Here is a 26206-nt window from a genome sequence, read left to right on the forward strand (position 1 = left end):
GCGATGAATACGCTCGACCATCCCTACCACTTCGACGGCCGCGGCCGCACGGCCACGACCGGCAAGCTGGACCACATCCGCGACCTGATCGAGCAGGTGCTGTTCACCGCGCCCGGCGAGCGTGTGATGCGGCCCGACTTCGGCGCCGGCCTGTTGGCGCTGGTGTTCGAACCGAACAGCGGTACGCTCGCCGCGACCACGCAGTTTCTCGTGCAAAGCGGTCTGCAGCGGCACCTGTCCGACCTGATCGCGGTCAACACGGTGACGGTGGAGAACGACGACGCGGCGCTGCGGGTGACGGTGGCGTACACGGTGCTGGAGGACGGCAGCGCGCAGCAGGCGACGTTCGCTCTGCCGGGTAGTGGGGGCGCCGTATGAAGTACTTCTGCTGCGAGAAGCAACGGCTTGAGATCATCAAGCTTTCCGGCAGCGCGAACGCGATCGAATTCCTCGAGGTGCGCGACCACCTCGAACCCGACCTCACGCTGCGCCAGCGCACGCTGTTCGTACGGCTGTTGCGGCCAGGCTTCACGCTGACGCCCGACAACGTGCTGATCGACGGCGGCGAGCGCCTCGCCACCATTCCCATCGAGTGGGTCGCCGTGGGCAACAACCTGCCGGCGGGCACTGATCCCGCGCTGGTCGACGGCATCGACGACCTCCCGCGCACGCTCGTCGTGCGCACGACGGTGTTCGGCGATTTCTCCACCTACACGCTGCACCTGCGTGCGAACTCCGGTAGCGCCCAGCCGCCGGGCGGCTTCGACCCGAAGCTGTCGGACATCGAGTTTTCGTTCAAGGTCGAATGTCCGTCGGACTTCGACTGCGCACAGAAGACACCGTGCCCGCCGGAGGCGCCAGCCAAGCCGGACATCGACTACCTCGCGAAGGACTACAGCGGTTTTCGCCGGCTGATGCTGGATCGGCTCAACCTGCTCGCTCCTGGCTGGCGCGAACGCTCCGCCGCCGATGTCGGCGTGATGCTTGTTGAGTTGATGGCCTATATCGCCGACAACCTGTCGTACCGGCAGGACGCCATCGCCAACGAGGCCTACCTGGCCACCGCGCACAAGCGCGTGTCAATGCGCCGGCATGTCCGCCTAGTCGACTACGCGCTGCACGACGGCTGCAATGCGCGCGCCTTCGTCCACATCAAGGTATCGTTCGACATACCGCTGCCGCAAGGCACGCAGCTGCTGACCCGCCCGAGCACGCCGATGCCCCCGCTGCCGCAGGTGGTGCCCGGCAGCAAGACTTGGCACGGCGCGCTGGCGGCCGGCTCCATCGTCTTCGAGACGGCGCACCCCAAAGGCTTGTTCACTGACCTCAACGAGCTGTTGCTCTACGCCTGGGGCGACCGCGGCTGCTGCCTGCCGCGCGGCGCCACGAGTGCGACCCTGCGCGGCCTGCATCCCGACCTGCAGCCTGGCGACGTGCTGGTGTTCCAGGAGGTCGTGAGCCCGACGACCTTCCTGCCGGAAGACGCCGACCCGGCCAAGCGCTGGGCGGTGCGGCTGACCGAGGTGAAGGCCGGTGTCGATCCGTCCGGCCAGCTGTTCGACGAGCCGCCGGTGGATGGCCCGGTGGACATCACCGAGATCGCATGGGACGCGGCCGATGCGCTACTCTTCCCGCTGTGCCTGTCGGTCAATGAGCGGCCGGGGCTCGAAGTCAGCGTCGCGCTCGGCAACGTCGTGCTCGTCGACCACGGGCAGACGGTGACCGACAATTCGATGGACCCGGTGCCCGTGCCCCGGCTCAAGCGTGTCGCCGTGGCGGCCAACGCGCAGTCGTGCGGACATCCGGAGCCCGAGCCGATTCCGCTGCGCTTCCGCCCGGCGCTCGTGCAGTTCCCGGTGACCCAGGGCTTCGACCTCGCGGCCGATTTGCGTGTGCCGCTCACGCAGGTTGAAGACTGGTTCCCGGCCACGTCGCTGATCCAGCGCGACCCCCACGACGCGCTGCCGCGGATCCCCGACCTGCAGAGCAAGCTCGACACGGTGATCAGTCACTGGATGCCGCGCCGCGACCTGCTGGCGAGCGATGGCGACGCCACCGACTTCGTCGTCGAGACCGAGAACGATGGCCTCGCGCTGCTGCGCTTCGGCGACGACAGGCACGGGCGCCGGCCCGACGAGGGTACGGTGTTCACCGCGACCTACCGCGTCGGCAACGGGATGGCCGGCAACGTCGGGGCCGATGCCATCGCGCACATCGTCACCAACGTGGCCGGCGTGTTCACAGAGGTTACCAACCCGCTGCCAGCCGTCGGCGGCATCGACCCAGAGAACATCGAGGCCGCGCGGCGCGATGCGCCGCAGGCGTTTCGCACGCAAGAGCGGGCTGTGACCGTAGCCGACTACGCCGCCGCGGCGGAGCGCCGCGCCGACGTGCAGCGCGCCGCCGCCACCTTTCGCTGGACCGGCAGCTGGCACACGGTTTTCGTCACCGCTGACCGCTTCGGCGGCGCGGCCATCGACGCACGCTTCAAAGTCCGGCTGCGCCGCCACTTGGAACGCTTCCGCATGGCCGGTTACGACCTCGATCTCGACGGACCAAGCTATGTGGCGCTGGACATCACACTGCACATCTGCGTGCTGTCCGACTACTTTCGCAGCGAGGTGCTGCGCGCGGTGCAGGTGGAACTCGGCACCGGCGTGCTGCCGGACGGCCGGCTCGCGGTGTTCCACCCCGACAACTTCTCTTTCGGCGAAGCGATGTACCTGAGCCGCATCGTCGCCGCCGCGCAGGCGGTGGAAGGCGTGGAGGCGGTGTGGGTGCAGAAGTTCGAGCGCCTCGGCCAACCCGACAGCCTGCCGATGGAAACCGGCGTGCTGCCCATGGGCCGGCTGGAGATCGCGCAACTGGCCAACGACCCGAATTTCCGCGAACGTGGGCGCTTGACGCTGGAAGCAGGAGGCGGCAAATGAGCGACACTGCAAGCAAGGCCCAGCGACCGCCGGGCACCGAGACCTGCGGTTGCTGCGACGGCATCATGGCCAGCACGCCGTCGAGCATCCTCAACCGCGCGGGCCTGAGCGCGATCAGCTACCGCATTGGCGACTACGCGCGCTTCAAGGAAAGCCTGCATGCCGGGCTGTCGTCGTCGCAATGGCCGCAGCTCGCGGGCTTGCGCACGCGCGATGCCGACGACTTCACGCTGGGCTTGATCGACGCGGTGTCCTGCGCGGCAGACGTGCTCACCTTCTACCAGGAGCGGCTGGCCAATGAGTCCTACGTGCGCACGGCGACCGAACGTGTGTCGCTGCAGGAGATGGCCAAGCTGATCGGTTACCGACTGCGACCCGGCGTGGCGGCGGAGACGCGCCTGGCCTTTGCGCTGGAGCCGCCCAAGGCACCGCCGCCGAACCTGCCGCCCGATCCTGGCGCTTTCGTCACCGGAATCCCGACCATGCTGACGCTCGTCGCAGGCCTGAAGGTACAGAGCGTGCCAGGCCAGAACGAAAAGCCGCAGACCTTCGAGACGGTGGAGCAGATTGACGCGCGGCCCGAATGGAATGTGCTGCGGCCGTGGATGTCCGAGCTGCGCAATCCCGGCTTCGGCGCGAAGGAGGCCTATCTCCAGGGCGTGCGCAACAACCTGAAGGCGGGCGATGCGCTGGTACTGGTCGACCACGCCTTCCTCGACCATCCGACGAAGAACAACAACTGGGACTTCCGGCTGATCGACACCGTCGATCTCGATCCGGCGAACGACCGCACCCATGTGCAGTGGCAGCGCCCGCTCGGTTCGGTCTCGCCACTGTCGAACCCTCCGGCCGCGCCGCAAGCGCACGTGCTGCGCCGGCGCGTCGCGGTGTTCGGCCACAACGCGCCGATGTGGCTTTCCATGAACTCACAGCTCCGTGGCGACTACCCGGGCGGCTCGGCCGACAAGGCGACAGTCACGGAATGGCCGGGCTTCACCATCAGCCCCGCCGACCATGCGGCGAACGCGAATGGCGGTTACGTCGACACCGACGTCGTGCTGAGCGAGGTCAGGGGCGGCAGCCTGCTGGTGCTGGCCAAGGGCGAGTTCAATCGGCCCGACGAGAGCTTCCCGTCGGGCACCTATGTCGAGCTGTACAAAGTGACTGGCACGGCCGAGGTATCGCGCGGCGAGTTCGCGATCTCCGGCAAGGTGTCGCGCTTCGCGCTGTCGGGGCAGAACCTGGACACGCAGTTCTTCAAGTTCGTGCGCGAAACCAGCATCTTCGCGCAGTCCGAAGAAATCAAGCTTGCGCCGTTCCCGGTCGTGGATGACGTGATCGGTGACCAGTTGCCGCTAGCGATTCCCGCCGATGGTCTGGTGGCGGGTCGTCGGCTCATTATTCACGGCGATCGGGCCGACGGCAGCGGGCATCTGGTGCACGAGGCAACGATCTCCAGTCTTGCCGCCAACGCCAACGGCGTGATGCTGACCATCGCGCCGCCCCTGTTGGCGGCGTTTAAGCGCGACACAGTGATCGTGCACGCCAACGTCGCGCTGGCCACGCACGGCGAAACGGTGTCGCAGGTGCTGGGTGCCGGCGACGCGAGCAAGAGTTTCCAGCGCTTCGAGTTGAAACGCACGCCGATCACCTACCGTAGCGCCACCAACGAGACCGGCGCCGACAGCGAGCTGACGGTGCGCATCGGCGATATCGAATGGACCGAGAAGTCCACGCTGTTCGGCAGCGGCGCGACCGAACGTGCCTACGCGCTGACCACTGACGAGCAGGGCAAGACCTGGGTCATGTTCAGCGACGGTGTGCATGGCGCGCGGCTGCCCAGCGGTGTGAACAACGTGCGCACCAACTACCGGCAGGGCCTAGGCAAGGAAGGCAACGTCGCGGCCGACAAGCTCACCCAGCTGATGACGCGCCCGCTGGGCCTGAAGAGCGTCAGCAACCCGGTGGCGGCCGAAAGCGGCACCGACCCCGAGCCGGCCGACCAGGCACGGCGCACGATGCCGCTGGGCACGCGCACGCTGGGCCGTGCGGTGTCGCTGCTCGACTACGAGGACTTCGCGATGGCCTTCACCGGCATCGCCAAGGCGCAGGCGCGGGTGCTGCAGCTGGCCGGCGGGCCGACCATCGCGATCACCGTGGCCGGGCAGGACGGCACGGTGCTGTCCACGACAAACCCGGTGTGGACCAACCTGCTGCTCGCGCTGAAGAACAGCGGCGATCCGTATGTGTGGGTCGCGCTGCTGCCGCACCAGGCCAGCACCTTCCGCCTCGGGCTCAAGGTCAAGCGCGATCCGGCCTACGAGCTGAAGCCGCTGCTTGCCGCGGTGGAGGCCGCGCTGCACGCGCACTTCTCGTTCGACGCGCGTTCGCTCGCCCAGCCGGTGCTGCAGTCAGACGTCATCGCTGCGGCGCACACGGTGCCCGGCGTCGTTGCCGTCGACCTGGACTTCCTGTACGGCGGCACCGTGCCCTATGCACAGACGCTGCCGTCGCGGCAGACGCGGCTGCTGGCGTCGCGCATGCAGGTGAGCGGCGGCGTGGCCCTGCCCGCCGAGCTTCTGACCCTCGATCCGGCGCCGTTCGATCGCTTGGAGGAAATGACATGAGCACGCTCAATGCCGAGCGGCTGTACGCGCTGCTGCCCGCCGTCTACCGCATCCGCGACGAGCAGCAAGGCCATCCGCTGCGCGCGCTGGTGGCGTTGATCGCGCAGGAGTTCGAGGCGCTGGAGGAGAACGTCGACCAGCTCTACGACGACCAGTTCATCGAGACCTGCGACGAATGGGTGGCGCCCTACATCGGCGACCTCATCGGCTACCGGCCGCTGCACGGCGTGGCGGCGGCGATCTCGTCGCCGCGCGCCGAGGTGGCGAACACCATCGGCTACCGCCGCCGCAAGGGCACGGCGGCGATGCTCGAGCAACTGGCGCGCGACGTGACCGACTGGCCGGCGCGTGCGGTCGAGTTCTTCGAGCAGCTCGCGACCACGCAGTTCATGAACCACATCCGCCTGCACGCGCAGGTGACGGCCGACCTGCGTTCCACCACCAAGATGCTGCAGCAAGGCGGCGCCTTCAATGCGGTGGCGCACACGGCCGAGATGCGCCGGCCCGAGGCAGGCTCGGGGCGCTACAACATCCCGAACGTCGGCATCTTCCTGTGGCGACTGCAGCCCTTCTCGCTGAGCGATGTGCCACTGATCCCGGACGCGACCGACCCGACGCGCAAGTTCCGCTTCAATCCGCTGGGCGCGGACCAGCCGCTGTTTCGCCTGCCGATCACCGAGACGCAGATCACCCACATCGCGGAACCGGCCAACGTGCCCGACCCGATCAACCTACGGTTGATGGTGCGCGCGGTCGAAGCCGCCGCCGACCCGACCGTGCCGGACGACTACGGCCCCGACGAGAGCGTCGTGCTGCTGCGGCCGAATGCGAATCCCGCTCTGCCGCCAGTGCCCATTCCGACCAGCGACATCTGCGTCTGCGACCTGCGCGACGTGCCCGGCGGCTGGGCACACGAGGTGACGCTGGACGCGAACAAGATCTCGATCGACCCGCGGCTGGGCCGCGTGCTGTTCGGCAGCAACATGACCGGACCGGTACTCGCCACCTTCCACAGCGGTTTCTCGCGACCCATCGGCGGCGGCGAGTACGAACGCAGCCCGTCGGACGTGACGCAAGGCGTGCAGCGCAGCGCGAGCGGGTCCGAAGCGCTGCAGGCGCACCTCGATGCGATCTCGGGCGGCGGGCGGCTCGTCATCGAAGACAGTCTGACCTATGCGCAGACGCCGGTGTTCAAGGTCGATCCGGTGGTGGCGCCGGGCACGCCCGGCTTGGAGGTGGTGGTGACCGCACGCAACGGTGCGCGACCGCTGATCGTGGCCGGCGGTAAGGTGCAGCTGCAGATCGGCGCACGCGGCAAGCTGGTGCTCGACGGCATCGTGATCAGCGGCGCCGAACTGCAGTTCGGCAGCGCGGCCGGTGACAACGAACCGCGCGAGCTGGTGCTACGCCACTGCACGCTGATACCGGGCCTCGCCCTGAACGCCGACGGCAGCGCCGTGGCGCCGGGGGCGCCAAGCCTCGTCGTCGATCATGCGTTCACCCGGGTTACGCTGGAGCAGTGCATCGTAGGCCCGCTGCGCATTGACGAAGACACGACGATCTCGCTGACCGACTGCATCGTCGACGCTGGCTTGCCCGAGGCCATCGCCTACGAAGGCACGGTGGCCGACGGGCCCGGGGCCGAGATGAACATCCAGGACAGCACGTTCATCGGCAAGCTGCATGTGCGGCTGATGCGGCTGGCTTCCGACACGATCTTCTTCGCGCAGTTCGCGGCCGCCGACACCTGGGCCGCGCCGCTGTGGGTTGAGCGCAAGCAGGAAGGCTGCGTGCGCTTTTGCTTCACGCCCAACGGCTCGCTGCTGCCACGCCACTTCCACTGCGTGCCCGACGACCAGCACCCCGACGTGTTGCCGCATTTCACGTCGCTGCGCTACGGCGACCCCGGCTATGCGCAACTGCGCAGCGCCACCGACCGGGCGATACGCGAAGGCGCGAGCGACGGCGGCGAGATCGGCGTGATGCATCCGCTGCACCAGCCGCAGCGCGAGACCAACCTGCGCATCCGCCTCGACGAATACCTGCGCTTCGGCCTGCACGCGGGCATCTTCTACGTGACCTGAACCGAAACGTACCGAACGACTGACTGACGGGAGAACGCCATGGGTGCCGACCTTTCGAGAATCCGCAGCAACCCACTGCTCGACTTCGCCGGCGTGGAGCTCAAACAGGGCGGCGTCGTCCTCGATGCCGACTTCAACGAGATGGTCGCCATCGTCGACCGGCGCCTGCGCGCCGCCGCCAGCGACATCCTCGGCCGCAGCACGGTGTCGTCGACCACGCCCGACGCCTTCAAGATCACCGCGGTGGCCGGCGGCCTGTCGATAGGCAAAGGCCGGCTGTACGTCGATGGCCTGCTGGCCGAGAACCACGGCGTGCCGTCCACCGACCCGGCGAAAAAGCTCTTCGACGGCCAGATGGCCGAGGTCAGCTTCGCCGATCTCTACATCTACGCGACGCAGCCCTACCTGCCCAGCCCGCCGACGCTTCCCGAGGCAGGCCGCCACCTGGTCTACCTCGACGTATGGGACCGCGAGGTTACACACATCGAACGCCCGTCGCTGGTGGAGGTGGCGGTAGGTGTGGAAACCAGTTCGCGCCGCCAGACGGTGTGGCAGGTGCGTGTGCTCGACGGCGACACCGGCAACGCCACCTGCGGCTCGCCCGACGAGGACGTGCCCGGCTGGTCGGCGCTGATCGCACCGTCGACCGGCCGCCTTACCACCGGCACCTTCGACGTTCCGCCGTCGGACGACCCTTGCGAGCTGCCGCCCACCGGCGGCTACCGGGGGATCGAGAACCAGACCTACCGCGTCGAGATCCACGATCCCGGCCAGCCCGGTGCCGGGGCCAACTTCAAGTGGTCCCGCGAGAACGCGAGCGTGGGCAGCCGCGTGGCGAGCATGGTGTCGGCCACGGAGCTGGAGCTCGATTCACTAGGCCGCGACGACGTGCTGCGCTTTAACAGCGACGACTGGGTCGAGATCACTGGCGATCCGCGCGAGTTCTCGCAGCGCTGCGGCGAGATCCGCAAGATCACCGTCAACGAGGCGGCACGCCGCATCACCTTCACGCCGGCCCTGCCGGCCGACATGCTGCCCGCGGCCTTCCCGAGTTCGGACTTCCCGCGGGACTGCAACCTGCGCGTGCGGCGCTGGGACCAGAAGCACGAGGTGCTGCAGACGGGCGCAGGCGGCACGACCTCGGTGTTCCAGGACCTGGATACGGGGACGAGCGGTGTCATCAATGTGCCGGCAGCGGGCAGCATACTGATCCTCGAAAACGGCGTCACCGTGAGCTTCGGCTCGACCGGTGCCAAGGGCTTCAAGGCCGGCGACTACTGGGTCTTCGCTGCCCGCAGCGCCGACGCCTCGGTGGAGATCCTGAGCAACGAGCCGCCGCGCGGCATCTATCACCACTATGAGCGGCTGGGAATCTGGGACGTGGGCGCGGACACGGTGACCGACTGCCGCCACCCCTGGCCGCCGCGCGGCGAAGGACATGATTGCAGCTGCATCGAATGCGTCACGCGCGAGTCGCACAACAGCGGCCAGTTCACGATCCAGGACGCGGTGGACCGGCTGCGCGACACCGGCGGCACCGTGTGCCTCACCGCGGGCCAGTACCAGCTCAAGGTGCCGGTGCAGCTTAACGGCGCGAGGGCGGTGCGCATCCGCGGGCAGGGCGCGGCGACGCTGATCGTCACGCCCGGCGGCGCCTTCAGCATCGCCAACTGCATCGCGCTCGCCATCGAGGACATGGCTATCCTCTCGCTGGGCCGCACCTCGGCGATCAGCGTGCGCACGGCCTTGGGCCTGTCGCTACAGCGCCTCGTCGTCGCGGTGCTGGGCAGCAACGACGCGCGCGGCGCGGGCATTGCGCTGTCGGGCGCGGTGGCGGCGGCGGTGATCCGCGACAACGTCATCGTCGCGCCGGTGGCGGTGCAGGCGATGGACCCGGCGGCGCCGCCCGAGCCCAAGCCGCTGACCTTCCTGCTCAGCGCACTGCTGCGTATCGACGACAACCTCTTGTGGTGCGACCGACAGGCGGTGGCGCTCGCGGGCAACGTGCTGCATCTGATGGGCACGCGCATCAACGGCAATGAGATTATCGGCTGCCGTCAAGGCGCGATTACCGCGCTGGGTTTCTGCGGTCCGGGCGCGTCGATGAAGATCTGCAACAATAGCATCAACGTCAGCGGCACGGGTATCACCGCCGGCGTGGACGGTCTGTGGATCGAGGGCAACAAGCTGACCGCCTCGGTGCAGTCCACGAGCCGCGTGGTCAACGGCTCGGGCATCAGCTTGCGCACCGGGCTGGACCCGGACGGCGCCAACGAATGCCAGATCCTGGCCAACCAGATCAGCGGTTTCGAGGAGGCGGGCATTGCCGTCACCTCGCCGACTCGCGCGCTGATCATCAAGCTCAACATCATCCAGCAGTGCGGCAACGGCATCGTCTCGCTGGACGAGGCGCGGGCCAACGAGGTGTCGATCGAGAACAACCACATTGCCGACATCGGCAGCGCTCGAGCCGACGCGGCGGCCGAGATCGTCGGCGTGGGCGTGCTGCGGGCTGAGGCGGCCACGGTGGCCGGCAACACGATCCGGCGTGTCGGCCTGACAGCCTTGACGTCGCCGCTGCGCGCGGGCGTGGCCAGTACCGGCGTGCAGCGGCTTCGCGTCAGCGGCAACGACGTCACCGACATCGCGCCGCCGGGCAGCTTCGAGACCGGCATCGGCGCGGGCGTGCTGCTGCGCCCGCCCTTCGTGCAGGCCGAGGTCAGCCACAACCAGGTAGACCGCGAATCGCAGACGCTGACCCAGGGCGGCGGCCGCTTCATCACGCTGCAGATCGACGACCCGCGGAGCGACCAGGCAGTGTCGAAGATCGGCGTCTACACGACGGTGCGCGTCGATGCGAATACCACGCTGATCTTGGGCGCGAAGCGGCCCTTCATCAACCGCGCCACCATGGTGGGCGACGCGACCGGTACCCCGGCAGCGTCAGCGGGCGCCGCCAGCGTCAGCGTGCTCGGCAACACGCTGGGCTCGCGCGGAACGGAACCGACCGTGCGCGTGGTCGCCTCCGGCGACTGCCTGTTCGGCGACAACCGCTGCGAACTGCGCGGCGTCGGTAACGCCGCGGTGCAACTCGCCGCCGGCGCGACCATCGTCAATGCCAACCGGGTGCGCGGCGGCGAGCACTCCATCGTGATACGCGGCAACACGAAGAACGCGACGGTGCTGGGCAACATCACCACCGGCAACATCGACCTGATCAACGGCGGCCTGCCCGCGCCGTGGGATGTGCTCAACCTGCGCGGCTGACGCGCGCCGACCAAAGGATCAACACCATGCGCATGATCATCATCAAGCAAGGCACCGACCTGCAGACCCTGGGCACGCGGCTGCTCGGCAACGCCGACGGCAAGGAGGTCACCTTGCAACATCTGCAGCAGCTGAACCCGCACGTGGACTTCCAACGCATCGAGCCCGGCACCGTGCTGCTGGTGCCCGACCAGCCCGGGCTCAAGAAAGACGAAAGCATCTCGGTCAGTGGCCAAGCCTTCGACGCGTTTCGCGACCAGGTGAGTGCCTCGGTGGAAGCTGCTACCACCCGCGTCCGCCACGGCTACGAGGCGCTGGCCAGCCAGCGCTCGGACGTCAACGCGGTGCTCAAGACCGCGGCCGTGAAGCGCCTGCTGGAGTCCGACCCGGAATTGAAGGCTCAGTTGGAGGAGGCCGCCAAGACCTTCAAGCAGGACCAAGCGGCAGCCAAGGCCAGCGAGAGCACGCTCAAGTCGCTGCAGGACGACGCGGCCGCCGAACTGGCGGCACTGGCCAAGCTGCTCGATTAGGTGCGTCGGGCGGTAGTCCGGTCGGGAATTGCGGGATTGCTTGAGGCTGCAGAAATTTCCTTGAGAGGTCACTGGAGCTAATTCAAGGACATTCCACATTTCGAATAGCTGATGTGGGACAAAACGGAGCACACAAGCGTTGCTGCGAGGTCGGCCGACAAAGAGTCGGTGCTTGCGCAACACGCCCTCAAGGCGGCACCATGCATCCTGCTTGCAGGCATCGTGTAGTCGCGGCGTCAAGCGCAACGAGAAGGCAGAGCTTGCTAGACATGGACCGATACGTAAAACTGGCGAGGCGGTGGAAGGGAGAGCGATCATGCACACCGGGAAAATGAGGTATGCGATTGGCGCGCCTTCAAGACGCGACGGCTCTTCCCGTCGCGACAGTCGTGCCAGCGGGCGTTTAGCTTAGCTCGCGCATGACCGATCGCAACTGTGCCGTGCGCACCGTGATATCGGGCATGCTCGCTTCGATGCGCAAGCGATCCGGGCCACTCAGTTTGTAGTTCTTGCGTGACTGCACCAGTTTAATGATCCGGGCCGGGTCGATCGGCGGGTTGGGGATGAATTGCAGCATCAGTGTCTCGGGCCCGGCGTCGATGCGCATGATGCCTAAAGCTTTCGACGCAATGCGCAGCCGGTGAGTTTCCAGCAGGCACTTGGCCGGTCCGGGCGGCAGGCCGAAGCGGTCGATCAGTTCTTCGTGCATCGCTTCCAGTTCTTCGAGCATCTCGCAATTGGCGAGGCGCTTGTACAACACCAGGCGTTCGTGGATGTCGGCGCAATAGGCTTCCGGCAGCAGCGCAGGCGTATGCAGGTTGATCTCCGTGCCGAGATTGAAATTGCCCGAGAGCTCCGGCTCCTTGCCGGCTTTCAGCGACTTCACCGCCGCATTCAGCATTTCGGCGTAAAGCGCGAAACCGACTTCCTGCATTTCGCCGCTCTGCGATTCACCGAGCACTTCGCCGGCTCCGCGGATCTCCAGGTCATGCATCGCCAGATAGAATCCGGACCCCAGTTCTTCCATCATCTGGATCGCATCGAGTCGCTTCTTCGCTTGGGAGCCGACCGCATCTTCGTCCGGCGTCAGGAGGTAGGCGTAGGCCTGGTGGTGCGAGCGGCCGACGCGGCCGCGCAGCTGATGCAGTTGCGCCAGGCCGAACTTGTCGGCGCGATTCATGATGATGGTGTTGGCGGTCGGAACGTCGATGCCGGTTTCAATGATGGTCGTGCACAACAGGACATTGAAGCGCGCCTGGTAGAAGTCCCGCATCACCAGTTCCAGTTCACGCTCCGGCATCTGGCCGTGCGCGATACGGATGCGCGCTTCCGGTAGCAACCTCGTCAGGCGTTCCTCCATGTGACGGATGGAATCGATCTCGTTGTGCAGGAAGTACACCTGGCCGCCGCGTTTCAGCTCCCGCAGCATGGCTTCGCGGATGAGTCCGTCGCCGATCGGGGAAACGAAAGTCTTGATCGCCAGCCGCCGCTGGGGCGCGGTGGCGATGACTGAAAAATCGCGCAGGCCTTCCAGCGACATCGCCAAGGTGCGGGGAATCGGCGTCGCAGTCAGCGTCAGAACGTCCACCTCCGCACGCAAGGCCTTGAGCTGTTCCTTCTGGCGCACGCCGAAACGGTGTTCCTCGTCGATGATGGTCAGTCCCAGGTTCTTGAATTTCACGCCGCGCGATAGAAGCTTGTGCGTGCCGATGGCGATATCGACCAGTCCTTCAGCCAACCCTGCGAGCGCAGTAGAGGACTCTTTGGTCGAGCGAAAGCGGGAAAGCTCAGCGATCCTGACCGGCCAGTCGGCAAAGCGGTCCGAGAAAGTCTGGAAATGTTGTTCGGCGAGCAAGGTGGTCGGCACCAGCACCGCGACCTGTTTGCCATCGGCAACGGCGACGAACGCGGCGCGCAACGCCACCTCGGTCTTGCCGAAGCCGACATCGCCGCAAATCAGCCGGTCCATCGGCCGGCCGCTCTGCATGTCTCCCAGCACGGCGTCAATCGCCGCCGCCTGGTCCGCGGTCTCCTCGAAGGGAAAGCCTTCGCGGAAGCCCTCGTAATCGTGCGGTTTCAGCTTGAAGGCGTAGCCCTGGCGCAAGGCGCGTTGCGCGTAGAGATTCAGCAGCTCCGCCGCGGTGTCGCGAACCTGCGCGGCGGCTCGGCGGCGGGCCTTTTCCCATTGCCCGCTGCCCAGCTTGTGCAGCGGTGCCGCTTCTTCCGATGCGCCGCTGTAACGGCTGATCACGGCAAGCTGCGATACCGGCACATAAAGTTTGTCGCCGGCTTCGTATTCGAGGGTCAGGAATTCCGTTTCTCCTTCGCCAAGGTCCATCGTGGCGAGCCCGAGGTAGCGGCCGATGCCATGCTGTAAATGCACGACAGGGTCGCCGACCTTGACCTCGGAAAGATCGCGCAGCATGCCTTCGGCGACGACGCGGCGCTCGCGCGTCGTGCGCGTACGCACCTGGGATGGATAGAGTTCGTTCTCGGTGACGATGGCAATGCGGTTGTCGGGATCGACGAACCCCGCATGCAGCGGGCCGACCGTCAACATCAGCGGTTGCGTCGATTGCTCGAACGCCGACCAGGATTCGCAGACCACCGGCCGCAGTTGATATTCGTGCAGCAGCCCGAGCATGGTTTCGCGGCGCCCCAGACTTTCCGAGATCAGTAGCACGCGACCCTCGAAGCCTTCGCAGAACGAAGTCAACAGCGACAGCGGATTGTTCGCACGGCGATCGACCGCCACCGGGGGCAAAGCGTTCGTCGATGACGGCAATCCGGGATCTGTCGTCGTGGCGGCACTGGTCAGTTCGATGCGGGAAAAAGGTTTCAGGCCGCCGAAGAATTCATCTTCCCGCAGGAACAGATCGGCCGGCGGCAGCAGCGGCCGGTCCGGGTCGCCGCGCAACAGGTTGTAGCGCGACTGCGTGTCGGTCCAGAATTGCCGCACGGCCTCGGCCACGGCGTGATGCAAGCAGATGTGCGTACCTGGCGGCAGGTAATCGAACAGCGTCGCGGTCTGATCGAAAAACAGCGGCAGGTAGTACTCGATACCTGCCGGCAGGAAACCCTGGCTGACATCCTTGTAGAGCCGGCTCTTGGACGGGTCGCCTTCGAATTTTTCGCGAAAACGGACACGGAACGCGGTGCGTGCGGCATCGTCGGAGGGAAATTCGCGCGCCGGCAGCAGCCGAACGTCGTTGACTTTGTAAATGCTGCGCTGGGTGTCGACGTCGAATGTGCGGATGCTGTCCACTTCGTCGTCGAACAGGTCGATGCGGTAGGGCAGGGCGCTGCCCATCGGAAACAGATCGATAACGCCGCCGCGAAAGCAGAATTCGCCCGGAGAGACGACCTGGGTGACGTGCGTATAGCCTGCGAGGCTCAACTGCTTGCGCAAGGTTTCCGCCGGCAGCTTTGCCCCCTGCCTGAGGAAGAAAGTGTGTCCGGCAATGAAACTGGCGGGGGGCAGCCGGTAAAGAGCCGTAGTGACCGGCACCACGGCAACGTCGAAGGCTTCGTGCGTGATCTGATAAAGGGTGGCGAGACGCTCCGAAATCAGATCCTGATGCGGCGAAAACCTGTCATAAGGCAGCGTTTCCCAGTCCGGCAACAGGAATATCCGCAGTTCGGGCGCAAAGAACGCCAGTTCCATGCGCAGGCGTTCGGCATCCTGCGCGGTCTCGGTCAGGATCAGCAGCGGTCTGGCACTGCGCAAAAGCGTGGCTAGCGCCAGTGCGTCGGCGGAATCGTGCAGTAATGGAAGTCTCGTGCGCGCTCCCGAGGCGGGGGCGAGGTGGGGCAGTTGCATCGTTGCGGCCTGGAAATGAGCCGCAATTATAGTGGAAGCCGGCGCTTCACCGGCCCGACAGAACTGCGCTCAGGAAGTTCGGGCAGAAGCAGAAGAGGTCTGGCCGATGCTATTCGTATTCATTTGGGCGTCAAGTTGGATTAAGATCGTGGGCATTTATTGGGCGGCGGTTGCCGGGGTTCGACCGACAGCCGATAATGTGAGCTTTTCGCCGACTCAATGTCCCGCTATCTTGCCGTCATTCCCGCAGCCGGCACCGGCAGTCGCATGGGTGGAACACTGCCCAAGCAATATCTTGCGGTCGGCGACCGGCCGCTGCTGTATTACGCCATCGCCCGCTTTTGCACTCACCCCGCCATCGATCGCATCTGCGTGATCCTCGCGCCGGACGATCGCCGTTTCGAGACCTATGACTGGAAGCCGTTCGCTGCCAAACTGGAGCCGCTCTACATGGGCGGAGACTCGCGCGCCGCGACGGTGCTCAATGCCCTTGAGGGAATTTCCGGTCAAACCAACGTCGACGACTGGATTTTGGTGCACGATGCCGCACGTCCCTGCCTGAGTGCGCAGATGCTGGATCGGCTTATTGGCGAAGTCGGTGAAGATCGCTCGGGAGGGCTCCTCGCGGTGCCGGTAGCCGATACGCTCAAGCGCGGCGACGACGATCGTCGTTCGATTCGAACCGAGTCCCGCGCCGGACTGTGGCAGGCGCAGACGCCGCAGATGTTCCGCTACGAGTTGCTGCTGCGCGCCTTGCGGTCCTGCGACCTGGGGCAAGCCACCGATGAGGCCGCTGCGGTCGAGGCTCTCGGCTTCAAACCGAAGCTTGTGCAATCCGACGCAACCAACCTCAAAGTCACGCATGCGCACGATCTGGCGCTTGCCGAGTTGATACTGAAGAACATTGGCGTCTTGGCGGCGAAATGAGAATAGGCCAGGGATTCGACGTTCACGCGCTGGTTACGGGACGCGCGCTGATCATCGGTGGCGTGACGATTGCGTTCGAGAAAGGCCTGGATGGGCACTCTGATGCCGATGTCCTGTTGCATGCGGTGTGCGACGCATTGCTCGGTGCGGCGGCGCTGGGCGATATCGGCCGGCATTTTCCCGACACCGATTCTCGCTACAAAGACGCCGACAGCAGGGTGCTGGTGCGCGAAGTTGCGAGCCTGTTGCGCGATGGCGGTTTTCACGTCGTCAATCTCGATTCCACCATCATTGCGCAGGCGCCGAAGATGGCTCCTCACATTCCGGCAATGATCGCAAACATCGCAGCCGACCTGGGCATAGAGCGCGAACGCGTCAACGTCAAAGCGAAGACGACTGAGAGACTCGGATTTACGGGGCGCGGCGAAGGGATCGCCGCGGAAGCGATTGCACTGGTCGAATGGCGGCGGGCATCGGAGATCGGCAGGCGCTGAGCGCCGGTACGCAAAGAGTCTTCTTCGCCCTGTGGCCGGATGCGGGCGTGCGCGCCGATCTTGCACAGGCCGCGCGACGGATGCATCGCGTCGTACATGGCCGGCGTACTCGCGACGACAGCATTCACCTGACCGTGGCATTCATCGGCGAAGTCGACGTGGAAAATCTTCCGCGCTTGCTGGCACCGCCGGCCGGCGTGTTCACGTCAGCTTTTCTTCTTACGCTGGACCAATGGGGATGCTGGGCGCGCAACGGCATCGGCTGGGCAGCGCCGTCGCACATTCCCGAACCATTGCGCGATCTCGCCGCAAATCTGGAAGGCTGGTTGCGAAGTCACGGATTCGAACTGGAGCATCGCGCCTTCACGCCGCACATGACCCTGGTCAGGAAGGCGCAATGCGCGCCGCTACCGGATTCCATCACGCCCATTGCATGGCAGGTCAACGAATTCGCCCTGATCCGCTCGCAACTGGCGTCGGGTGGCGTGCGCTACCGGACGATTCGCGCCTGGCCGCTGGAGTGAAGGGCCTAGGCAGCTTTGGGAACGACAACCGGCAGTTCGACGCGTGCTTCCAGCCCGCCGCCTTCACGGCCCAGCAGTTTCACGTTGCCGCCGTGCATGCGTGCCGCGCGCTCGACGATCGCCAGTCCCAGACCCGAACCTTTGCCGCCGGCGCGCGAAGCCTCCAGGCGCGTGAACGGTTGCATGACCCGCGAGAATTCGTTGTCCGGAATGCCGGGACCGCGATCGAGTACCCGCACCACCGCGCAGTCGCCGACATGTTCGGTCGTTACTTCGATTTCGCCACCGCCATAGCGCATTGCATTGTCCACCAGGTTGGTAACCATGCGCTGCGTCGCGGTCGGTTTCAGCGTAAGCGGTGGCAGGTTGCCCAGACGCGTCCGGATCGATTGGCCACTGCGCGAGAAACGCGCGCATACGCTCGACACGATGTGATTCAGATCTTCGCCCTGCCGCGATGGCTCGTTGCCGCCTTCCCGCGCAAAATCCAGAAATTGGTTGATGATTGCGTCCATGTCCTCGATGTCCTGGATCATCCCTGGCTTCAATCCGTCGTCCTGTGCTTCATCGAGCATTTCCACGCCAAGCCGCAGACGCGACAGCGGCGTGCGCAAGTCATGCGAAATGCCGGCAAGCAGAACGGCGCGATCGGTATCAAGCTGTTGCAGGTTCGAAGTCATCTGGTTGAAGGCGTGCGACAGCGTGCGAATCTCGGTCGGACCGTTTTCGTCCAGCGGCGGGGGTGTCTTGCCCGCGCCGATTTCGCCGGCCGCCGCAGCCAGGGCGCGCAACGGGCGATTGACCCGCAGCATCAGCAGATACCCGCCGGCGATCGCCAGCGTCAACCCGAAAATACTCCAGCCGGTCCACGCCCAGGCCGAAGCCGAACCGCGCGATTCCGGCGGAAACACCACCCAATAGGCCTGGTCCTTGACCTTGATCTTGATCCATAGCGCGCGGGTCGCATCTTCGAGCATGACCAGTGCCTGCGCATCGCCGGAGAAGTCGCGCTTGAGATGATCGCTGATACTGCGCAGCAGCGGCGATTCCGGCAGCGGCACTTCCTCATCGTCCCATGCCGTGGCCGGCAGCAATCTGATGTTCTGTTGGACGGGCAGTTTTTCGCTGAACTTGCGGCGAGCCGAAGCCGGCATGGTTTCCAGCGCGACGCTGACGGTGCTGATGACGCTGGCGATCTGGCTGGCCAGATACTCCGACTGTGCGCGGACGTTATAGGTCCGATACAGCCCGAACCAGATCAACTGGCTCAGCACCAGCAGCGCCGAAATCAGCAGGACTGAACGCGACAGCAGCGATTGCGGAATCCAGTTCATGTTTCAGCCCGGAATTACTTGTTATCGTCGGGAACGAACACGTAGCCCACGCCCCACACCGTCTGGATGTAGCGCGGGTGTGCGGGGTCTTCTTCGAGCAGACGGCGCAACCTCGAGACCTGCACGTCGATGCTGCGATCGAACACGCCGTACTCGCGGCCGCGGGCGAGTTCCATTAGCCGGTCGCGCGACAGCGGCACACGCGGATGCGCGACCAGCGTCTTGAGCATGGCAAATTCGCCTGTTGTCAGTCCCACCTGCTTGCCATGGCGCGTGAGTGAGCGCGTGGCGAGATTGATCTCGAACGGACCGAATTTGACCGGCTTGCGGCTGTCGTCCGGCGCGCCGGGTGACGTCGCCACCGGAGCCTGACGTCGCAGCACCGCGTTGATGCGCGCAACCAGTTCGCGGGGATTGAACGGTTTCGGCAGGTAGTCGTCGGCGCCGACATCCAGCCCGGCGATACGATCGGCTTCATCGCCTTTGGCGGTGAGCATGATGATGGGTGTGCGTCTGCCGGCCGCTCGCAGTCTGCGGCAGACGCTCATGCCATCCTCGCCGGGAAGCATCAGGTCGAGGATGATCATGTCGACATCTTCCTTGCCCATGACTTTGTCCATTGCCGGTGCGCTCGCCACCGCGTGCACGCCGAATCCCTGCTCACCGAGATAGCGGTCGAGCAGGTCGCGCAGGCGCTGGTCGTCGTCGACCACCAGGATGTTTGCGGCTGTCTGGTTCATATGCTTTCTTGCACTTGGCCAAGACCGGATTATGAGGCACCCGGTTCAGGTCATGTAAGCGCTGTGGATCATGCATGTAAGGGCCGTGGAAAGGTTAATCTCTTGCGCATGCAAAACCGGATTTCCGTCGTGCTGGAGGATATTACCCGTCAGCGGGTTGACGCAATCGTCAATGCCGCCAATTCCACTCTCCTCGGCGGCGCAGGGGTGGACGGCGCCATCCATCGTGCTGCCGGTCCGCAGTTGCTGGAAGCCTGCCGCGAACTGGGAGGTTGTCCTACCGGCGAGGCCCGCATTACGCCCGGATTCCGCCTGCCTGCCAAATGGGTGATCCATGCTGTCGGGCCGGTCTGGCGCGGCGGAAACGACGGGGAAGACGAGATGCTGGCGCGCTGTTACCGCAACAGTCTTGCGCTTGCGCCGCGACATGCGATTCGGACGCTCGCGTTTCCACAGATCAGCACCGGCGCCTATGGGTTCCCGATGCGGCGGGCAGCCGCCATCGCTGTCGCGGAGATCTCGGCGTATGTGGCGAAACAGCCCTACATCGACGAAGTGCGGTGCGTGTGTTTCAGCGACGACGCCTTTGCCGCGGTTCGCGATGCGCTCGCATGAGCATCGGCGCGGGGGGGGGGATCTTCGCAGCGTCGGAGCGCAGCGCGCCTGCGTGCGACGGCCGGCGGACTACTTGAGCAGTGCGGCGAAACGTTCGGCGTCGACCGGCCGTCCGCCGAGATAACCCTGGTAAGCCTCGCAACTGAGCGAACGCAGGAAGTCGAGTTGTGCCTTGGTTTCGACCCCCTCTGCAATCACGACCATGCGCAGGCTTTTGGCCAGGTTGATAATCGCCTGCACGATCGCCGAATCGTTCAGATCTTGCGGGAGGTCCTCGACGAAGCTGCGGTCGATCTTGAGCTTGTCGATTGGAAAGCGTTTCAGATAATTCAGGCTGGAATAACCGGTGCCGAAATCGTCGATCGACAGGCTGACGCCCATTTCGTGCAGTTGGTCCAGTGTCTTCGCGGTTTCCTTCGGGTCCTGCATGATCGCGTTCTCGGTGAGTTCGATCTCGAGTTGCTGCGGCTTTACGCCGTGGCGGGAGAAGGCTGACGCCACGCCCTGGACCAGGCTCGAGCGGCGGAACTGGAACGCGGAAAAATTGATCGCGACCGGCACGATGTTGAGGTTCCTGGCTTGCCATTCGGCGATCTGACGGCAGGCTTCGTTCAGCACCCATTCGCCGATCAAGTGGATGATGTCCGATTCCTCGGCGAGCGCAATGAAGCTGTCCGGAAACAGCAATCCATGGTCGGTGTGATTCCAGCGCACTAGCGCTTCAGCGCCGATCAGACCGTTGGTGGCGGTGTCGAACTGCGGCTGGTAGTGCAGCACCAGTTGGTTGTTTTCGATGGCACGTCGCAGCTGATTAGCGAGCACCAGGCGCTCGGCTACCGGAGCGTTCAGTTCCGGCGTAAAGAATTCGAAGCGATTGCGGCCGCTCTTCTTCGAGTGATACATCGCCGCATCGGCATTGCGGATCAGATCCTCGAGTGTCTGGCCGTCGTCCGGGTAGACGCTGATGCCGATGCTCGCCGAGATCTGGATTTCGTGGCTTTCCAGCACGAAAACCTCGTCGAAAATGGCCAGCACTTTTTCGGCGACCAGCGCCGCTTCCGTCGGCTCGCGTAACGCCGAAAGCACGATCAGATATTCATCGCCCGCGTGCCGGCATACGGTATCGGTCTCGCGCACGCATCCACGCAACCTGGCGGCCACCGTCTGCAACAGAATGTCTCCGGCGCGGTGCCCGAAGGAATCGTTCACATATTTGAAACGGTCGAGATCGATGAACAGCAACGCTACGCGCGACTGCATGCGCTTGGCCGCGGCCAACGCCTGCTGCAGCCGGTCCTGGAACAGCGTGCGGTTGGGCAGTCCGGTAAGCAGATCATGATGCGCCAGAAAGCGCACACGCGCATCCATGTCCTTGCGCTGAGAAACGTCTTCCGTGACCCACAGGACCTTGATTGGATCGCCGTCGAGATCGAGCAGGGCATCGCCCTTGGTCCGCAGCCAGCGAAAGCTGCCATCGGCCCACGCGACCCGGTATTCGACGTCGAGGTTTCCGGTGCCGCTCAGGCATTGCTCGAGCGCGTGGCTGAATTTGATCCGGTCTTCCGGGTGCAGGCTCTCCAGCAGGGTGTCGTAGGGCAGGTTGGGTTGATCGCTGCGGATGCCTAGAAGGCGCAGGCTCATGTCCGACGAACGCACCATCGAACTTTTCACGTCGAATTCGCAGGTGCCGATCTCGGCAAACGCCAGTGCCAGTTTTTCGCGATCCAGGCTGGCCTTGAGCGCGTCGAGGGTGCTGCGGGTGATCTCCTCGGAATCGCGAAGCTTCGCCGATGAAGTCTGCAGCTCCGAGCTGGCGCTCTCGAGCTTGCGGTTTACTGCGGCCAGGTGCAATTGGGTATCCGCAAGCTGGCTTTCCAGTTCGGCAATGCGCTGTTCCGGCGTGGGTCCCGCGGCGCTCCGCGTCTTGACGGAAGGTCGCTTGGTCGTCCCGGTTTTGGAGCTGGCGCCCGATCGGGTTTTCTTGGCAGAACTCACTGATTCAGACGCAGGGATTTGTTGTCGTGCCCGGCGCAATATCCACAGCGCCGCGAACTTGCATGGTCGAGCATTAATAGGCCTGGTCGCGCAAGCATCATGCCGGCCTCATTCTGAGCGAAACCCGCCCGGCAGGCAACCTGCTGCAAGGTCGGCGACATGGAGGCCCCGCAACTATTTCGGATGCCAAAACGTGACGGCAAATCCCGCTCAGGCGTGGCCAGGTGAGGCCTCGATCGCCTGGCATAGCGCCTTGGTAACGCTTGCCGTCGTGGCGCGACCGCCCAAATCCGGCGTGAATACGCGGGATCGCGTCACGTGCTCGATGGCGCCCATCAGCCTGGCAGCGGCGCTGAGTTCGCCGAGATGTTGCAGCATCATCACGGCGGTCCAGAAAGTGCCGATCGGATTGGCAATTCCCCGTCCCGCGATATCGAGCGCCGATCCATGGATCGGTTCGAACATCGACGGAAATTGGCGCTCGGGATTCAGATTGGCGGTCGGGGCGATGCCAAGGCTGCCCGATAGCGCGGCGGCGAGGTCGGAGAGGATGTCCGCGTGCAGATTCGTCGCGACCATCACATCCAAAGAGGCCGGCTTCAGCACCATGCGCATGGTGGCGGCGTCGACCAGCATCTTGTCGGTCTGTACGTCCGCATAGTCCTTTGCGATACGCGCGAAAATTTCGTCCCACATTACCATGCCGTGGCGCTGCGCATTGGACTTGGTAATCAGCGTCAGACGCCGTTGCGGGCGGTTGCGCGCGAGTTCGAAGGCGAAACGCTGGATGCGTTCGACGCCGTTGCGTGTGAAGACGGAGACTTCAGTCGCGACTTCCTCCGGCAATCCTTTGTGGGTGCGGCCGCCTTGCCCCGAATACTCCCCTTCGGAATTTTCCCGCACGATCACCCAGTCGAGATCGGCGGGCGAGGCGAGTTTCAGCGGCGGATCGATACCGGGAAGCACGCGCGCCGGACGCACGTTGGCGTACTGGTCGAAGCTCTGGCAGATGTTCAACCGCAACCCCCACAGCGTTACGTGATCGGGCACTTCCTTCGAGCCGACAGCGCCGAAATAGATCGCATCGAACGGCTTGAGCCGATCCAGTCCGTCGGCCGGCATCATTTCGCCGTGCTTCAGGTAGTAGTTGCTGCCCCAGTCGAAATGTTCGAAGCGCAGTGCGAAGCCGCCGTCTCGCTTGGCCAGTGACTCCAGCACCTGGATTCCTGCGGCAATGACTTCGGTGCCGATGCCGTCGCCGGGAATTGCTGCAATGTTGTAAGTTTTCATGAAATTTTCAGTTTTAAATGGCGGAGGCAATTGCCTTGCCCATGTCTTCGGTATTCGCTTTGCCGCCGACATCGGGTGTGCGCGGTCCATCCTGCAGGCACTGCTCGATCGCCTTGACGATCGCGGCGCCGGCCTGCGGGTAACCCAGGTGATCGAGCAGCATCGCTCCCGACCAGATCTGTCCGACCGGGTTGGCGATCTTCTTGCCGTAGATGTCGGGTGCCGAACCGTGCACCGGTTCGAACAGCGATGGATAGTGCCGCTCCGGATTGATATTGCCCGAGGGCGCGATGCCGATCGTTCCGGCCGTCGCCGGTCCCAGGTCGGAGAGGATGTCGCCGAACAGATTCGATGCGACCATGACGTCGAAGCGTTGCGGATGCAACACCATCTGGATCGTCAGCCCGTCGATGTGGTACTGATTGGTCTTCACCTGCGGGTAGTTCTTCGCCATCGCGGCGAAGCGCTCGTCCCAGTAGGGCATGGTGATCGAAATGCCGTTCGACTTGGTCGCTGATGTCACCAGCTTGCGCGGCCGCTGCATCGCCAGCTCGAAGGCGTACTTCATGATCCGATCCACGCCCTTGCGGGTGAAGATCGACTGCTGCATCGCCATCTCGCGATCGGTGCCTTCGAACAGGCGTCCGCCGACTGCGGAGTATTCGCCCTCGGTGTTCTCGCGTACCACGTAATAGTCGATATCGCCCACTTTGCGACCGGCCAGCGGCGGCGTGATTCCCGGCATCAGCCGCACCGGGCGCAGGTTCACATATTGGTCGAAGCCGCGCCGGAACAGGATCAGCGAATCCCACAGGGAAACGTGGTCTGGTACCTTGGCGGGCCAACCGGTGGCGCCGAAGAATATGCAGTCGTGGCCTTCGATCTTCGAGCGCCAGTCGGGCGGCATCCACCAGCCGTACCGGTCGTAGTTGTCGCAACTCCAGTCGAAGTGATCAAAGGACAGGCTGACACCGAATTTCCGCGCCACCGCGTCGAGCACGCGGACACCCTCAGGCATGACTTCCCTGCCGATACCGTCGCCGGCAATGACCGCAATTTTGTAGGTTTTCATTTAAACCCTTGAAAGAGTTTTTTCAGAAATTCACGTTGTTCTTGCCCTTGAGCTTGAGGATCTTGCGCGCATCGTCGGGCGTGGCGACCTCCAGGCCGAGTTCCTCGAGGATGCGGCGGATCTTGGAGACTTGGTCGGCATTGGTCTTTGCCAGTTGTCCCTTGCCGATCCACAGGCTGTCTTCCAGGCCGACGCGCACATTGCCGCCCATGACTGCGGATTGCGTAGCGACGTACATCTGGTTGCGTCCGCCGCCGAGCACCGACCACTGGTATTGATCGCCGAACAGGCGATCCGCCGTGCGCCTCATGTGCAGCACGTCCTCCGGGTGCGGGCCGATGCCGCCGCGAATGCCGAACACCGACTGGATGAACAGCGGCGGTTTCACCAAACCCCGGTCGAGGAAATGCGCCGCCGTATAAAGATGACCGATGTCGTAGCACTCGATTTCGAAACGCGTGTCGTTGTTGCTGCACGACTGCAGGATGTGGGCGATGTCCTTGAAGGTGTTCTTGAAGATGCGGTCGTCCGAACCGGCGAGGTAAGGCTTTTCCCAATCGTGTTTCCACTCCGTGACGCGAGAGATCATTTCGTACAGGCCGAAGTTCATCGAACCCATGTTCAGCGAGGCGACTTCCGGCTTCAACTGCAATGCCGGCTGCAGGCGGTCCTCGATGGTCATCGTCGGCGCGCCGCCGGTGGTCAGGTTGATCACCACGTCCGAGGCGGCTTTGATCTTGGGTAGGAATTGCATGAACATCTTCGGGTCCTGCGTCGGGCGTCCGTCCTTCGGTTCGCGCGCATGCAAGTGCACGACCGCCGCACCGGCTTTAGCTGCGCCGATAGCGGCTTCGGCTATCTCGTCCGGCGTTATCGGCAGATGCGGTGACATCGAGGGCGTGTGGATGGCGCCGGTGACGGCGCAGGTGATGATGACTTTGTTGGCCATTTCCGTTCTCCCGTAACTGTCTCAGCTTCCGATTTTCTTTGCGGCGTCGCGTTTGTGGGCTACCAGCGCCATCAGCCGGCGGTCGCGCCAGGCCTCGCGTTCGGCGTGCTTGTCCTGCGGCAGGATCCTGCGGCGCTCGCCGTCGACCCTGGTTACCAGCGCGTCATCCCACGGATCGTGCTTTACGTTGCTCATCATGCCGTGCAGTACCGGGCCGTAGCGCTTCGCATAGTCCGGTACGCCGCCGGGTGCGTTCAGATCGATGGTCTCGAACGGGCCCATGAACGACCAGCGCAGGCCGAGGCCGTCCTTGATGCATTTGTCGAGATCTTCCACGGAGACGTAGTCCTCTTTCACCAGTCGCCAGGATTCCAGCAGCAGCGCCGCCTGCAGACGGTTCAGGATGAAGCCTTCGACTTCCTTCTTGACGGTGATGGCGACCTGACCGACTTTCTCGTGCAGCGCGCGCGTTTTCGCCACGACATCGGCGCTGGTCCACGGCGCGGGAGAAATCTCCACGATCGGCACGATGTGCGGCGGATTCACCGGATGGGCAACGATGCAGCGATGGCGGCCCTTGAGGCCTTCGCTGAAACGCGATGTCTGGATCGTCGAAGTCGAGCTGGCGAGAATACAATGGGTTGGCGCCGCTTCATCCATCTGGCGATAGACTTCGCGCTTCACGTCCAGTTTTTCCGCGGTGTTTTCCTGCACGTAGTCCGCATCCGCCACGGCATCCGCCAGCGTGGCCGCTGCGGTCACGCGTTTCGCGACAACGTCGGCCGATTCCCTGATCAGTCCGAATTCGTGCAACTCTTCCAGGCCTTCCTTGATGAGTGCGATGGCCTTCGCTGCCGCGCCGGGTGCGGCATCGTACAGCTTGACCGGATGGCCGGCGCGCGCAAACACCATCGTCCAAGCGCGACCGATCAGACCCGAACCGATGATTGCCACTTTTTCCATTTACTAAAGTCCTATAAAGAAAAGAAGCCGCCAAGACGCCAAGGG

Annotated in this window: 18 protein-coding genes; 10 read left to right on the forward strand and 8 right to left on the reverse strand. The window is 64.5% G+C overall.

What is annotated here, in order from left to right; translation table 11 throughout:
- The first annotated feature begins 3 nt into the window (after positions 1–3).
- The 6 genes from HY067_15480 to HY067_15505 are packed head-to-tail and all read left to right on the forward strand — an operon-like array spanning position 4 to position 11438.
- The gene (locus tag HY067_15480; GenBank protein ID MBI3529356.1) at positions 4–378 is read left to right on the forward strand and encodes a GPW/gp25 family protein; all 375 of its coding nucleotides are present in this window, start codon (positions 4–6) and stop codon (positions 376–378) included.
- Entirely contained in the window at positions 375–2930 is a 2556-nt protein-coding gene (locus tag HY067_15485; protein ID MBI3529357.1) for a putative baseplate assembly protein, read from the forward strand. Before HY067_15480 ends, HY067_15485 begins: the two co-directional genes overlap by 4 nt.
- Positions 2927–5557: a baseplate J/gp47 family protein gene (locus HY067_15490; GenBank protein MBI3529358.1), complete on the forward strand. Its 2631-nt coding sequence runs from the start codon at positions 2927–2929 to the stop codon at positions 5555–5557. The genes HY067_15485 and HY067_15490 overlap by 4 nt, the downstream gene beginning before the upstream one ends.
- Positions 5554–7641, forward strand: coding sequence for a hypothetical protein (locus HY067_15495; protein MBI3529359.1), 2088 nt, complete (start codon positions 5554–5556; stop codon positions 7639–7641). Before HY067_15490 ends, HY067_15495 begins: the two co-directional genes overlap by 4 nt.
- A 39-nt stretch (positions 7642–7680) precedes the next feature.
- Positions 7681–10908 carry a right-handed parallel beta-helix repeat-containing protein gene (locus HY067_15500; protein MBI3529360.1) on the forward strand — a complete coding sequence of 1076 codons (3228 nt, stop codon included), beginning with the start codon at positions 7681–7683 and terminating at the stop codon, positions 10906–10908.
- Between the two features lie 26 nt (positions 10909–10934).
- Positions 10935–11438 (forward strand): hypothetical protein, encoded by a 504-nt coding sequence (locus HY067_15505; protein MBI3529361.1) that lies wholly within the window; start codon positions 10935–10937, stop codon positions 11436–11438.
- A gap of 403 nt (positions 11439–11841) precedes the next feature.
- On the opposite strand, the gene mfd is transcribed toward HY067_15505, so the two are convergent.
- Positions 11842–15258, reverse strand: coding sequence for a transcription-repair coupling factor (gene mfd, locus HY067_15510; protein MBI3529362.1), 3417 nt, complete (start codon positions 15256–15258; stop codon positions 11842–11844).
- 219 nt (positions 15259–15477) lie between these two features.
- Here mfd and HY067_15515 point away from each other — a divergent pair, with 219 nt between their 5' ends.
- Genes HY067_15515 through thpR form a run of 3 tightly spaced genes read left to right on the forward strand, consistent with a single transcriptional unit; the run spans position 15478 to position 17203 of the window.
- Positions 15478–16185 carry a 2-C-methyl-D-erythritol 4-phosphate cytidylyltransferase gene (locus tag HY067_15515; protein MBI3529363.1) on the forward strand — a complete coding sequence of 236 codons (708 nt, stop codon included), beginning with the start codon at positions 15478–15480 and terminating at the stop codon, positions 16183–16185.
- A complete protein-coding gene (locus HY067_15520) occupies positions 16182–16679 on the forward strand; it encodes a 2-C-methyl-D-erythritol 2,4-cyclodiphosphate synthase (protein MBI3529364.1) in 498 nt (165 codons plus the stop codon). The genes HY067_15515 and HY067_15520 overlap by 4 nt, the downstream gene beginning before the upstream one ends.
- Positions 16646–17203 (forward strand): RNA 2',3'-cyclic phosphodiesterase, encoded by a 558-nt coding sequence (gene thpR, locus HY067_15525; GenBank protein ID MBI3529365.1) that lies wholly within the window; start codon positions 16646–16648, stop codon positions 17201–17203. The genes HY067_15520 and thpR overlap by 34 nt, the downstream gene beginning before the upstream one ends.
- A gap of 5 nt (positions 17204–17208) precedes the next feature.
- On the opposite strand, the gene HY067_15530 is transcribed toward thpR, so the two are convergent.
- Positions 17209–18537, reverse strand: a complete 1329-nt coding sequence (locus HY067_15530) for a HAMP domain-containing protein (GenBank protein ID MBI3529366.1) — start codon at positions 18535–18537, stop codon at positions 17209–17211.
- A gap of 14 nt (positions 18538–18551) precedes the next feature.
- Positions 18552–19277, reverse strand: a complete 726-nt coding sequence (gene ompR / locus HY067_15535) for a two-component system response regulator OmpR (protein MBI3529367.1) — start codon at positions 19275–19277, stop codon at positions 18552–18554.
- Between the two features lie 108 nt (positions 19278–19385).
- Here ompR and HY067_15540 point away from each other — a divergent pair, with 108 nt between their 5' ends.
- Positions 19386–19892, forward strand: a complete 507-nt coding sequence (locus HY067_15540; protein ID MBI3529368.1) for an O-acetyl-ADP-ribose deacetylase — start codon at positions 19386–19388, stop codon at positions 19890–19892.
- 69 nt (positions 19893–19961) lie between these two features.
- Here HY067_15540 and HY067_15545 read toward each other — a convergent pair whose 3' ends face one another.
- The 5 genes from HY067_15545 to HY067_15565 all read right to left on the reverse strand — a co-directional run bounded on the left by HY067_15545 (position 19962) and on the right by HY067_15565 (position 26161).
- Positions 19962–21887 carry an EAL domain-containing protein gene (locus HY067_15545; GenBank protein ID MBI3529369.1) on the reverse strand — a complete coding sequence of 642 codons (1926 nt, stop codon included), beginning with the start codon at positions 21885–21887 and terminating at the stop codon, positions 19962–19964.
- Positions 21888–22097: 210 nt separating this feature from the next.
- A complete protein-coding gene (locus tag HY067_15550; protein MBI3529370.1) occupies positions 22098–23177 on the reverse strand; it encodes a tartrate dehydrogenase in 1080 nt (359 codons plus the stop codon).
- A gap of 13 nt (positions 23178–23190) precedes the next feature.
- On the reverse strand, positions 23191–24249 hold the full coding sequence (locus HY067_15555; protein ID MBI3529371.1) for a tartrate dehydrogenase: 1059 nt from the start codon (positions 24247–24249) through the stop codon (positions 23191–23193).
- A 22-nt stretch (positions 24250–24271) separates the two neighbouring features.
- A complete protein-coding gene (locus tag HY067_15560; protein MBI3529372.1) occupies positions 24272–25198 on the reverse strand; it encodes a 3-keto-5-aminohexanoate cleavage protein in 927 nt (308 codons plus the stop codon).
- A 21-nt stretch (positions 25199–25219) separates the two neighbouring features.
- Positions 25220–26161 (reverse strand): 3-hydroxyacyl-CoA dehydrogenase, encoded by a 942-nt coding sequence (locus HY067_15565; protein ID MBI3529373.1) that lies wholly within the window; start codon positions 26159–26161, stop codon positions 25220–25222.
- Between the last annotated feature and the right edge of the window lie 45 nt (positions 26162–26206).

The organism is Betaproteobacteria bacterium, assembly GCA_016194905.1.
GTDB lineage: Bacteria > Pseudomonadota > Gammaproteobacteria > Burkholderiales > JACQAP01 > JACQAP01.